Raw genomic sequence first — 12,207 nt, forward strand, 5'->3', positions numbered from 1 at the left:
TGCGGGAGTGTCAGCGCTTCTCGATCGGCACGAACTGCAGGTCTTCCGGGCCCGTGTAGTTCGCGCTCGGGCGGATGATCTTATTGTCGATGCGCTGCTCGATGATGTGCGCGCTCCAGCCGGACGTGCGCGAGATCACGAACAGCGGCGTGAACATCGCGGTCGGCACGCCCATCATGTGATACGACACGGCGCTGAACCAGTCGAGGTTCGGGAACATCTTCTTCGCTTCCCACATCACCGACTCGAGGCGCTCGGCGATGCCGTACAGCTTCAGGTCGCCCGCTTCCTTCGACAGCTTGTGCGCGACGCCCTTGATCACCTTGTTGCGCGGATCGGAGATCGTGTAGACCGGATGGCCGAAGCCGATCACGACTTCCTTGTTCTCGACGCGGCGGCGGATATCGGCTTCGGCGTCGTCCGGCGAGCTGTAGCGGCTCTGGATTTCATACGCGACTTCGTTCGCGCCGCCATGCTTCGGCCCGCGCAGCGCACCGATCGCGCCGGTGATCGCCGAATAGATGTCCGAGCCCGTGCCCGCGATCACGCGGCCGGTGAACGTCGATGCGTTGAACTCGTGCTCCGCGTACAGGATCAGCGACGTGTGCATCGCTTCGACCCACGACTTCGACGGCGTCTTGCCGTGCAGCAGGTGCAGGAAGTGGCCGCCGATCGAGTCGTCGTCGGTTTCCGTCTCGATGCGCTTGCCGTTGTGCGAGAAGTGATACCAGTACAGCAGCATCGAGCCGAGCGACGCCATCAGGCGGTCGGCGATGTCGCGCGCGCCCGGCAGGTTGTGATCGTCCTTCTCGGGCAGCACGGTGCCGAGCACCGACACGCCGGTGCGCATCACGTCCATCGGGTGGGCCGATGCCGGGATCTGCTCGAGCGCGGCCTTCAGCGCGTTCGGCAGGCCGCGCAGCGCGCGCAGCTTGGTCTTGTACGCGGCCAGTTCGGTCAGGTTCGGCAGCGTGCCGTGCACGAGCAGGTGCGCGATTTCCTCGAACTCGCACGATTCGGCGACGTCGAGAATGTCGTAGCCGCGGTAGTGAAGGTCGTTGCCGGTCTTGCCGACCGTGCACAGCGCCGTGTTGCCGGCCGTCACGCCCGACAGCGCCACCGACTTCTTCGGCTTGAATGCGCCTGCGGCGGCCGGTGCTGCTGCGTCTTTCGTCTCGCTCATGTTTCGATTCTCCAATGGGTATCGGGGTGTCATGTCGGCCGGGCGCGGCGCGGGTGCGCGCGTTCCGGCTTCATGCAAAGCATTCCGGGAACCGTGTCCCGGCGCGCGGGCCGCGTTACTTCTTGCCCTGCGCGAACAGTTCGTCGAGCTTGCGCTCGTATTCGTGATAGCCGAGGAAGTCGTACAGCTCGGCGCGGGTCTGCATGGTCGGCACCGCAGCCTTCTGCGTGCCGTCGCGACGCAACGTCTCGTAGAAATTCAGCGCGGCCTTGTTCATCGCGCGATAGGCGCCGCAGCAGTACAGCGCGATGTCGACGTTCGCCTCGCGCAACTCGTCGAGCGTGAACAGCGGCGTCGAGCCGAATTCGGTCAGGTTCGCGAGGATCGGCACCTTCACGGCGGCCTTGAAGCGGCGGTAGTCGTCGAGCGTCTTCATCGCTTCCGGGAAGATCATGTCGGCGCCGGCTTCCACGTATGCGATCGCGCGCTCGATCGCGGCGTCGATCCCTTCGGCGGCGGCCGCGTCGGTGCGGGCCATGATCACGAACTGGTCGTCGGTGCGCGCATCGACCGCGGCCTTCACGCGATCGACCATTTCGTCGGTCGGCACGACTTCCTTGCCCGGACGGTGGCCGCAGCGCTTCTGGCCGACCTGGTCCTCGAGGTGGACGGCCGCGACGCCGGCCTTGATGAACGAACGGACCGTGCGCGCGATGTTGAACGCGCCGCCCCAGCCCGTGTCGATGTCGACCAGCAGCGGCAGGTCGGTCGCGTTGGTGATCCGGTTCGCGTCGATCAGCACGTCTTCCATCGTGCTGATGCCGAGATCGGGGATGCCGAGCGAATTCGCGGCGACGCCGCCACCCGACAGGTAGACGGCCTTGAAGCCGACGGCCTGCGCCATCTTGGCTGCATACGCGGTAATCGCGCCGACCACCTGCAGCGGCTGCTCGGCCGCGACTGCCGCGCGGAATTTCGCGCCGGCGCTCTGAAGATGCGTGTTGCTCATGAACGGCCTCCTGAAGGAATGCCCATCAAACAGCAAGGACCGGGCCAGCTCGCGAAACACCGCTAACCCACTGATTCTTAAGCAACCGGAACGTGCGATGAATCGTCCGGTGATTTCAATTCGGCAATTTCATGTTTCAGAAATGAAATCCCGCGCGCATAATCGGTCGCCATGGACCTCTCCTCGACCAAGCCCGTCGGCCCGGCCGACCGCACCGTTCGCCCGCGCATCTGGGCGATGGGCATCAGCCGCCTGCGCGACCTGTTTCGCGAGATCGCCGGCGAATTCGACGAACGTGCCGACGTGCGCATCGTCACGCGCGCGTACGAAGATGCATTGAGCGCGATCGCGGAGGCCGGCACCGCGCGGCCCGACGTGATCGTCGCGGCCGGCTCGAACGGCGGCTTCCTGAAAACGCGTGCGCAGGTGCCGGTCGTGGTCGTGTCGCCGACCGGCTTCGACGTGATGCAGGCGCTCGCGCGCGCACGGCGCGATGCCACGCGGATCGCGCTCGTCAGCGCCGGCGAGACGCCGCCCGAAGTGCGTCGCTTCGTCGCCGCTTACGGCCTCGACGTGCAGTTTGCGTCATATCAGTCCGCGCAGGAAGCGGAAGCCTGCGTGCACGACCTGCACGACCGCGGCATCGAGACGATCGTCGGCCCCGGCCTCGTCACCGATCTCGCGGCGAGCGCCGGCATGGGCGCCGTGTTCCTGTATTCGCACGCGTCGGTGCGCCAGGCGGTCGAGACGGCGCTCGAAGTCGCGTACGCGACGCACGCCGAGGCGTTTCGCCGCCAGCGGCTCGACAACCTGTTGCAGCATCTGCGCGATGGCGTGGTCGCGCTCGATGCGCGCGGTCGCGTCGAAGCCATCAACGAACGGCTCGCGTCGGCGCTCGGGGTCGAACCCGCGGCGGCCGTCGGCCGCGCGCTGGTCGACCTGCGCCCGGAGTTGCGCACACTGCGCGGCGAGGACGGCGACGCGCTTGCGACCGTGCGCGGCGTGCGCTACGTCGTGCATCGCGGGCCGCTCGTCGATCGCGGCGTGACGTCGGGCAGCGTGCTGACGTTCCAGGAATCGCGCGCGGTCGAACGGCTCGACCGCGCGCTGCGTTCGCAGCCGAACACGCAGCAGTTCGCGGCGCGCTACACGCTCGACGACGTGATCGGCGCGTCCGCGCCGATGGCGCGCGTGCGCGATCTCGTGCGGCGATACGCGAAATCCGACGCGACCGTCCTCGTGCTCGGCGAAAGCGGCACCGGCAAGGAGATGATCGCGCAGAGCCTGCACGCGCTGTCCGTGCGGCACAGCTATCCGTTCGTCGCGATCAACTGCGGCGCGTTTCCGGAGGCGCTGCTCGAGAGCGAGCTGTTCGGTTACGAGGAAGGCGCGTTCACCGGCGCGCGGCGCGGCGGCAAGACCGGCCTGTTCGAAGCCGCGCACCGCGGCACGCTGTTTCTCGACGAGATCGGCGAAATGCCGCCGTCGCTGCAGAGCCGGCTGCTGCGCGTGCTGCAGGAGCGCGAGGTGATCCGCCTCGGCTCGACCGAGCCGATCCGCATCGACGTGCGCGTGATCGCCGCGACGCACCGCCCGCTGCTCGCGGCCGTCGAGGACGGCACGTTCCGCGCGGACCTGTATTACCGGCTCAACATCCTGAACATTGGCCTGCCGCCGCTGCGCGAGCGCGCCACCGACATTCCGGCGCTCGCGGCCACGCTGCTCGTGCAGGCCGCGCGGCGCGAGCCGCGGCTGGCCGAACGCGTGCGCGAGGTCGGCGATGCGGTGCGCGTGCTCGACGCGACGCAGGCGACGCTCGCTCGCTACCGATGGCCCGGCAACGTGCGGGAACTGCAGAACGTGGTCGAGCGGATCGCGGTGGAACTGGCCGAGGAAGTCGACGCGCATCCGGGCGCCTCATGCGCGGCGCTCACCCCCGATGCGCTGCAGGCGATCGCGCCCGAGTTGTTCGCCGCGCCGCCGGACTCGACCGACACCGACGACGCGCAGACACTCCACGCGCGCCGCCGCCGCGCCGAAGCCGACGAGATCCGCGCGGTGCTCGACGCGTGCGGCGGCGATCGCGATCGCGCGTGCGCGATGCTCGGCATCAGCAAGACGACGCTGTGGCGGAAGTTGTCGGCGAAATAGGTTCGGGCGAGACAGGTGCGGCAGGTAATGACGCGCCGGACGCGCGCCGCCGTCAATCGGCCTTGTGATAGTGGCGGTAAGCCTTCGCGCGATTCCCGCACGAAGACATCGAGCACCAGCGACGGCTGCCGTTCTTGCTGTCGTCGATGAACAGCCACTGGCATGCGTCGTTCGCGCAGCGCTTGACCTTCGCGAGCCGCGCGCCGCCCAGCAGGTCCGTCGCCGACCACAGCACCGGGCTCAGCAACCTCGCGAGCGTCGCGTCCGCTGCCCCGATCCGCCACGCGTAGCCGCCGTCGATTCGCGCGAGCGCGACGCGCGGCGCCGCTTCCGCCAGAAAACCGCCCAGCAGCGCGAGATCGTCGGCTTGCGGCTCGCGCCGCTCGGCCTGCGCGTGAAAGAGCCGATACAGCGCCTCGCGTAACGCGAGCGCGCTCGCCAGCATCGCCGGCTCGCTCTCCTTCTCCTTCACTTGTCCACGACACACGTCGGCCAGGCCGGCCGGCATGCCCGCCTGCTCGCGGCACCATGTGAACAGGTCATCCAGCGTGCCGAAGGTTTCGGTCGGCGCGTCCGCGCCGCGCCAGTACAGCGTGTTCGCGAAATCGATGCTCAGCGTTTCGGACGGTGCCGGAACCAGGCAGTCCGTCGCGACGGAAGGTTGCGTTTTGCTCATGACGCGATCGTATCTAACCACCATGCCGGTTGACAAGCGGCCGGACGCTTTCTAACATAACCAGCATGGTGGTTAAAGAAGGTTTGCTGCACTGACGTCCCCCTTCAGTTCAAGGAGCCACAGATGATCGATCACCTTTCGTTCGGCGTTGCCCACATCGACCGCAGCCGCGCGTTCTACGACAACACGCTCGGCGCGCTCGGCTACAAGCGGCTGTACAGCGACGACGGATCCCTCGGCTACGGCACCAGCGAACCGGTGCTGTGGTTGCAGCACGCGGCGCGTCCGGTCGTCGCCGATCCCGACTCAGGGTTGCACGTGTCGTTTCGCGCCTCGTCGCCCGTGGAAGTCGACGCGTTCTATCGCGCCGCGCTGCAGCACGGCGGACAGGACAATGGCGGGCCGGGCAAGCGCGAGCACTACGGCCCCGGCTATTACGCGGCGTTCGTCGTCGATCCCGACGGGTATCGGCTCGAAGCCCATTGCGAGCTGGACAACGTCGTCTGATCCGGTTCGCACCGACACGGGTGAACGACAAGGGCCCGATTCCGCAACGCGCGGAATCGGGCCCTTGTCTTTGCTGCATCGATGTCCGGTTCGCGACGGCCACCGCGAGCAATCACGCCAGTGGCCGAGCGGCCGGACGGACGGCGCGGCCGGGTTGCCGTCGATTGCGCCCGCGATCCGGCCCGCGCCGCACACTGGCCTACTGCGCGTCGCGCGTGACCTGCCGTTGCTCGCCCAGCCCCTCGACCCCGAGGCGCACGGTCTGGCCGGCCTTCAGGAACACCGACGATGGCTTGATGCCCATCCCGACGCCCGGCGGCGTACCGGTCGTGATCACGTCGCCCGGTTGCAGCGTCATGCAGGTCGACAGGTAGGCGATCAGTTGCGCGACGGTGAACACCATCGTGCGCGTGTTGCCGTTCTGGTAGCGGTGGCCGTCGATCTCGAGCCACAGGTCGAGGCGCTGCGGATCGGGCACCTCGTCGCGCGTCACGAGCCACGGGCCGATCGGGCCGAACGTATCGAAGCCCTTGCCCTTGTCCCACTGGCCGCCGCGTTCGATCTGCCACTCGCGCTCGGAGACGTCGTTGACGACGCAATAGCCGGCGACGTAATCCAGCGCGCGCGCCTCGTCGACGTCCTTGCACGTCGCGCCGATCACGACGCCCAGCTCGACTTCCCAGTCCGTCTTCACCGAGCCCTTCGGGATGTCGATGCCGTCGTTCGGGCCGCAGATCGAACTCGTCCATTTGCCGAATACCACCGGCTCCTTCGGTACCGGCATGCCGGCTTCGGCCGCGTGATCGGCATAATTCAGACCAATGCCGATGAACTTGCCGACGCGCCCGACGCACGGGCCAATGCGCGGCTCGCCAGGGACGAGCGGCAGCGTGGCCGGATCGATCGCGCGCAGGCGCGCGAGCGCGGCGTCGGACAGCGCGTCGCCAGCAAGATCCGGCACGTGCGCGGACAGGTCGCGAATCCGGCCGTCCGCGTCCAGAATACCGGGCTTTTCCTGGCCCGGCGGGCCATAGCGAAGCAGTTTCATCGTGCTCAACCTCTGTTGTCGAATGTGACAGGATACCGGCCGACGCAGCCGTTGACGGCCACTCGCCGGACTGAATGTCGATCGTCGATGACGCGCGTCGGCGCCGCATCCGGCAGGCCAATCGACACGCGAGGCTCGCGCAGGCGCAGCGATCGCGGCGCCGCACCGGAGTGCGACGCGCATCGAACGGGCGGCCGCCGGTCTGCGCATCGGCGACGACGGCCCGGCATTCGCGACACGTGCCGGCCTGTGCTGTGCCGGCCGGCTTCACGCGCGGCCGCGCCGTCGCTGGCCCGCCGCTCTTTGTACCATCGGCGGCCCGCCGTGAAATGGCGCGCGACGGATACCGACTATTGGTGCGCCCATGGAGGTTGCACCGCAGCATCGGGCCTGCCGAACCGTTCGGCTTTACGCCGAAAGCCGCCGTCCGTCGACACGAAAAGATGAATTGCGAATATTTCTTATGAACCTGTCATCGGGAACGATATGTAATCCGTTCTTGCTGGGTAACGATCGGTAAAAAGACGCTGCATTGCACACTGAACGTTTGTTGTTAAGCTCGCGCGGATGGCAGTCACATCCGCATGCGGCTTCACGAATTCGCGTGCAAAACCGGCCGGCGTGCGTCGCCACCCGATTGGCAATCCCCGGACTTCCTACCCCATGATGCAAACGACCAATAACCCGCTCCCCGGCAGCGACGCACGGGAGTCGATGGGCACAGCCGACCGCTATCGCGCGCCCGCGCTCGACAAGGGTCTCGACATTCTCGAACTCCTGTCGGAACAGAAGGAAGGACTCACCCGCACCGAAATCACGAAGGAACTCGGCCGCAACGCGAGCGAGATCTACCGGATGCTCGAGCGTCTCGTCGCACGCCGCTACGTGATGCGCTCGAGTGGCGGCGACCGTTACACGCTCAGCCTGAAACTGTTCGCGCTCGCGCATCGGCATCCGCCAATGAACCGGCTGATCGCCGAGGCCTTGCCGCTGATGCAGCGCTTTGCCGACGCGGCGGAACAGTCGTGCCACCTGACCGTCTACGATCGCGGCAACCTGCTCGTGATTGCGCAGGTGGACGGCCCCGGCCCATGGGGTGTGTCGGTGCGGCTCGGCTCGCGCGTCGGGCTCGCCGATACGGCGTCGGGGCGCGTGATGCTGTCGTTCCAGGGTGCCGAGCAGCGTGCGCACATGCTGGCCGAGCATCGCAAGGTCAAGGGCGAAACCCCGATGAACGAGCAGGAACTCGCGCAAGCGTGCCAGTCCATCCGCCAGTCCGGTTACGTGCGCCAGGACAGCCGCCAGGCATACGGCGTGACCGACCTGAGCGCGCCGATCCTCGGCCCGGCCGGCCATGCGATCGCGGTGCTGACCTGCCCGTACATGCGCCGGATCGACGCGCATATGGCGCCGTCGGTCGAGGTGGTCGTCGTGGGACTGCGCGATACGGCAGGCCAGTTGTCGATGTACCGCGCGGAGACTTGCTGAACGTTGCGGAACGGTCGACCGCGCTGAAGGTGACAGACCGTTCGGGCGCGGCGGTCGTTCGGTCACACGGCCAGCGGATCGGGCAGGCGGGCGGGCTCGACATCGGCACGCGGTGTGCGACGCGTACCGGCCACGCGGGCTCTCGTACCGACATCCGGCAGACCGTTTCCGGATGCGCGGACGCCGCGCTACGCTAGAATAGCGGCCCTCTCAAAAACGACGACGGCCGGCTGTTGCGGCCGTCGTATCCGATGGATGTCATGGCCAAACTTCTGAACGATCAAGAATTCCAGCGTTTCTCCGAACTTCAGCAGAAGCAGGCGAGCTTCACGATCACGCCCGAGGAAGCGGACGAGCTGCGCGACATCGTCGCGCGCGCGCAGAAGAAGCGCGACGACCGTGCCGAAGCGATGCGCGCGATCGAGAACTACATCGAGCAGTTCGACATCACGCCCGACGAACTCTTCTCGCCCGAGCAGATCGGCGACGCCGCGCGCACCTACGGCCTGATCACGGCCACCAAGAAGGAGCGCACGCTGCCGCCGTCGATCACGTTCAACGGCAAGCCGTACCAATGGACCAAGACGCTTCCGGACGACGTGCGCGGCGCGCTGTTCGATGCATTTACGTCCGGCGAATCGGTCAAGCGCTTCATCGCGATGCCGAAGGACACCGCGCGTTGTGCCCTGACGATCGCCCGCCTCGAGCGCGAAACCGGCGGCGTTTATGCCGACGCGCACCTCGAAGAACTCGCGATTTCGCGTGACCAGGTGAACGACGCAGCGTCGAAACTTGCAGCATAAATGCCATCGCGGGCACGGTTCATGCGTGCCCGCACCGGCGCGGACGCTGGCCGAAACCCGCGCCGCGCCAGACGGAGCACTGCGTCCGCGGGCTCCCGAAAAGTCTCACCAAAGCATCCCGTAAGCGCTCACCAGAGCATCCCGTAAAAGCTCACCTGAAGTTTCCAGAGACGCTCACCAGCCCCTCCCGAACGTCCTCACCGACGCATCCCGCAGATGCTCACCACCCCTTCCCGGAAAGGCTCACCGGGGCATCCCGCAAGGGCTCACCGGCAGCTCCCGCGAAGGCTCATCGGGTGCTTCCGTATCGACTCATCCCATTGCTCCCGGAAAAGCTCACTTTCGGCTCCTGAAAAATCTCACCTTTGGTCCGCTTTCAATGCTGGCGGTGCGCAAGGCGGGCGTCAGTGCGCTCGAATATTGCGCCGGAACCGGCGATACGCCGAGGTCACCAGCATACGCAACCGCCCGCCGCGGACGCGGTAACTCGACGCGATCGCCCTTTCCCGCCGGTCGCGAAGCGAGCGTCGTACCGATCCGCACAGTGAGGCGAAAGAGTCGAACGATCTGCATCCCGAACTACAACCAGTTCGCTCGGTCGCGGCTGCGCATCACCGACATCGCGCGTTCCGTAGCGGCCGCGCACGACACCGCCGAACGTTCAGGCACGCTCGCCCACGCGATTACGGTTGCAGCTTCATCCTGAACCCCACCACGCCGGGCTCCTCCGTCGTCGACACCTCGAAACCGCAGGATTTCGCCAGCGAGATCATCGCGGTGTTCTCGCGCAGCGCCTCGCCGACCATCCACGCGGTGCCGCGCGATCGCGCGTAGTCGATGATACGCGCCATCATCAGCCGCCCGAGCCCCTTGCCCTTCTGATCGGGCCGGACAGCAATCGCGAACTCGGCCGTCTCGTTGTCGGGATCGGCAACCGCGCGCGCCACCGCGAGTGTGTGCGACCGGCCCGATGCGTCGGTGAACGACACGATGAAGGCCATCTCACGGTCGTAGTCGATCTGAGTCATGCGCGCGACTTGCGAATGATCGAAGCTGCGCACGGCACCGAAGAAACGCATCCGCAGATCGTCCGGCGTCATCGCGCCAAGCAGCTCGTTATGCGCTTCTTCGTCTTCCGGACGGATCGGCCGGATCGTCACGGTCTCGCCGCGCCATTCGAGCGTCTGCTCGAGATGGCGCGGATACGGCATGATCGCGAGCCGGCTGCGCCCGGCCGCAAGCGTGATGCGCGGCGCGACCACGTATGCCCGGTCGGACAGCACGCGCAGCGTGACCGACATCGCGACGACCTCGCGCACGTCGCAAACAACTTGCGACAGCGCCGTCAGCGCATCGAGCGTGGGTTCGACGGGCGTGCGGCGCGCATAGGGTGAACGCTCCATCACCGCGCGGGCGAGCACCGTATTCAGCGGTGGCAGCCCGTACACGACGAAAGGCGCCGATACGCCGTCGGTCGGCGGCACGGCATAACGAAACACCGGGCCGAAGTTCGAATCGTCGTACATGTCGACTGTGACGTCGACGACTCTGGTGCCCACCGGCGCATCGGCCGGCTCGCCGTGCACGCCGAAGTGCGACAACCAGCGCAACGCTGCTTCGCCGGCCAGTTCATGCTCGCCGGCCTCGACCATCCGTCTGGCCTCGGCCTGCGCGGACGCAACGCACTCGGCCGGCTGCAGCGGCGTGCCCTCGGGCGTCTGCATCAGCAACTGCCGCCCGAGGTTGTAGTCGACGAGCCGTGCGTATGCGCGCGCAAGCCGCTGCGGTGTGGTGTGCACCGGAATGCCGTTCGCGTGCAGTGCGTCGCGCGTCGCCGCGTCGACCGCACCGAAGAAACACGCGAGGATGCCGCGGTGCGCGTACTGCCGCGATTCGATCAGCGTGCGCGCGACCGCGTCGGCCGGCGCGCTGTGGGACGTCGAATGCACGACGAACAGCGTGCCCGTTTGCGGAAACGGCGCGAGCGCCTTGATGGCGGCGCCGAAATGCTCGGGGCGCGCATCGTCGCCGAGCGTCAGCGGATTGCCGGGCCCGCGGAGATGCGGCAGCGCGGTCGCGACCGCCGACGTTGCCTCGGCCGGCCAGTCGACCAGCACGTCGCGCACCTCCGCGACCGCATCGACCGCGAGTTTCGCGACGCCTGCGTCGCTCGTCACGAGTGTGGCCGCGCCGCGCGCGGTGACGCGCCCGACGCCGAGCGTCTCGATCTCGTCGAGCAGATCGTCGAGTGCATCGACACGCACCATCCCCGCACGCTGGAACGCCGCCGTGTAAAGCGCATCACCGGGATCGGCGCGCCCGGTGCGCAGCGCGAGCACCGGTTTGTTGCGCGCCGCCGCACGCGCTGCCGACATGAACTTGCGCGCGGCACACACGGTGTCGAGCTCGAGCAAGATCGCGCGCGTGCCGGGATCGCTCGCGAGGTAGTCGAGCACATCGCCTGCATCGACGTCGGCCTCGCTACCCAACGCGACGACATGTGAAAAGCCGAGGCCTCGTGCATCGGCCCAGCCGAGTACCGCATTCGTCAGCGCGTTCGATTGCGACACCCAGGCGACGCCACCCGATCGCACCGTATAGGCTGGCGCGCCGAAATGCGCATGCCGCGCGGGCGACAGCACGCCGAGACTGCCGGGCCCGACGATACGGAGCACGAACGGCTTCGCGGCCTTGAGCGTGCGATCGAGCGCGGCGCGGTCGGCGTCGGTGCGCGCCTCACCGACAATCACCGCGACACGCGTGCCGATCTCGCCGAGCTTGCGCACGATGCCGGCCCATGTGGCAGGCGGCGTGCAGATCACGGCGACCGAGGGCGGGGCGGGCAGCCGTTCGACATCGGCCACGACCGAGTACCCGTTCAGCTCGTGATACTTCGGATTGACGGGCCACACGGGCCCCTCGAACGCACCGTCGAGCAGGCGCGCCCACACCATCGCACCAATACTGCCCGCGCGCGACGATGCACCGACGACCGCAACGGACCTGGGCTGGAACAACGCATCGAGATGGCGGACGGTCACATCGGCTCCACACGGTAATGGAAAAACGACCCGACCGGCACACGAGCCGAATGGCCGTGCGCCGGTCGACGCGAACTCCAAGCATAGGCGAACCCGATGCGGCTGCCTATATGCCAAACGGCCGACTGTGCGACGCGCATCAATGCCCGCAACATGAGCCGATCACCGACATCGTTGCACGACGCAACGGGCGAAGGCGACACGATGCGCCCATCCGGTCGCCGTTTCAAAGGTGAGGATTTACAGGAGGCATGGTGAGCAAGTTCGGGAATTGCAGGGCACGCAGTGCAAGTACGCGAGA

The 12,207-nt window shown here is 67.2% G+C and carries 9 protein-coding genes; 4 read left to right on the forward strand and 5 right to left on the reverse strand.

Features of this window, described 5'->3' with window-relative positions:
• Positions 1-10: 10 nt before the first annotated feature.
• Both prpC and prpB read right to left on the reverse strand, forming a co-directional pair.
• Positions 11-1,183 (reverse strand): 2-methylcitrate synthase, encoded by a 1,173-nt coding sequence (prpC, locus tag DIE08_RS35585; RefSeq protein WP_185715842.1) that lies wholly within the window; start codon positions 1,181-1,183, stop codon positions 11-13.
• 115 nt (positions 1,184-1,298) lie between these two features.
• Entirely contained in the window at positions 1,299-2,192 is an 894-nt protein-coding gene (gene prpB, locus DIE08_RS09445) for a methylisocitrate lyase (protein ID WP_059598930.1), read from the reverse strand.
• Positions 2,193-2,363: 171 nt separating this feature from the next.
• Between prpB and prpR the strand changes: the two genes are divergently transcribed.
• On the forward strand, positions 2,364-4,343 hold the full coding sequence (prpR, locus tag DIE08_RS09450; RefSeq protein ID WP_059598929.1) for a propionate catabolism operon regulatory protein PrpR: 1,980 nt from the start codon (positions 2,364-2,366) through the stop codon (positions 4,341-4,343).
• 52 nt (positions 4,344-4,395) lie between these two features.
• On the opposite strand, the gene DIE08_RS09455 is transcribed toward prpR, so the two are convergent.
• On the reverse strand, positions 4,396-5,043 hold the full coding sequence (locus tag DIE08_RS09455) for an ABATE domain-containing protein (RefSeq protein ID WP_124901723.1): 648 nt from the start codon (positions 5,041-5,043) through the stop codon (positions 4,396-4,398).
• Between the two features lie 99 nt (positions 5,044-5,142).
• On the opposite strand from DIE08_RS09455, the gene DIE08_RS09460 reads away from it, so the two are divergent.
• Positions 5,143-5,526: a VOC family protein gene (locus DIE08_RS09460; RefSeq protein WP_059508454.1), complete on the forward strand. Its 384-nt coding sequence runs from the start codon at positions 5,143-5,145 to the stop codon at positions 5,524-5,526.
• A 199-nt stretch (positions 5,527-5,725) separates the two neighbouring features.
• Here the strand turns inward: DIE08_RS09460 and DIE08_RS09465 are convergent, their stop codons facing one another.
• Entirely contained in the window at positions 5,726-6,574 is an 849-nt protein-coding gene (locus DIE08_RS09465) for an ureidoglycolate lyase (protein WP_124901724.1), read from the reverse strand.
• 666 nt (positions 6,575-7,240) lie between these two features.
• On the opposite strand from DIE08_RS09465, the gene DIE08_RS09475 reads away from it, so the two are divergent.
• Both DIE08_RS09475 and DIE08_RS09480 read left to right on the forward strand, forming a co-directional pair.
• Positions 7,241-8,062: an IclR family transcriptional regulator gene (locus tag DIE08_RS09475; protein WP_124901805.1), complete on the forward strand. Its 822-nt coding sequence runs from the start codon at positions 7,241-7,243 to the stop codon at positions 8,060-8,062.
• A gap of 251 nt (positions 8,063-8,313) precedes the next feature.
• A complete protein-coding gene (locus DIE08_RS09480) occupies positions 8,314-8,865 on the forward strand; it encodes a hypothetical protein (protein WP_059598926.1) in 552 nt (183 codons plus the stop codon).
• 683 nt (positions 8,866-9,548) lie between these two features.
• Here DIE08_RS09480 and DIE08_RS09485 read toward each other — a convergent pair.
• Positions 9,549-11,906, reverse strand: coding sequence for a GNAT family N-acetyltransferase (locus DIE08_RS09485; protein ID WP_124901725.1), 2,358 nt, complete (start codon positions 11,904-11,906; stop codon positions 9,549-9,551).
• Positions 11,907-12,207 lie beyond the last annotated feature (301 nt).

It is taken from the genome of Burkholderia sp. Bp9004 (genome assembly GCF_003858025.1).
Lineage (GTDB): Bacteria > Pseudomonadota > Gammaproteobacteria > Burkholderiales > Burkholderiaceae > Burkholderia > Burkholderia diffusa.

Excerpts from the sequence above, each read along its gene's own strand:
- prpC (WP_185715842.1), bottom strand. The coding sequence starts at position 1,183 with ATGAGCGAGACGAAAGACGCAGCAGCACCGGCCGCCGCAGGCGCATTC.
- prpB (WP_059598930.1), bottom strand. The coding sequence starts at position 2,192 with ATGAGCAACACGCATCTTCAGAGCGCCGGCGCGAAATTCCGCGCGGCA.
- prpR (WP_059598929.1), top strand. The coding sequence starts at position 2,364 with ATGGACCTCTCCTCGACCAAGCCCGTCGGCCCGGCCGACCGCACCGTT.
- DIE08_RS09455 (WP_124901723.1), bottom strand. The coding sequence starts at position 5,043 with ATGGTGGTTAGATACGATCGCGTCATGAGCAAAACGCAACCTTCCGTC.
- DIE08_RS09460 (WP_059508454.1), top strand. The coding sequence starts at position 5,143 with ATGATCGATCACCTTTCGTTCGGCGTTGCCCACATCGACCGCAGCCGC.
- DIE08_RS09465 (WP_124901724.1), bottom strand. The coding sequence starts at position 6,574 with ATGAAACTGCTTCGCTATGGCCCGCCGGGCCAGGAAAAGCCCGGTATT.
- DIE08_RS09475 (WP_124901805.1), top strand. The coding sequence starts at position 7,241 with ATGCAAACGACCAATAACCCGCTCCCCGGCAGCGACGCACGGGAGTCG.
- DIE08_RS09480 (WP_059598926.1), top strand. The coding sequence starts at position 8,314 with ATGGATGTCATGGCCAAACTTCTGAACGATCAAGAATTCCAGCGTTTC.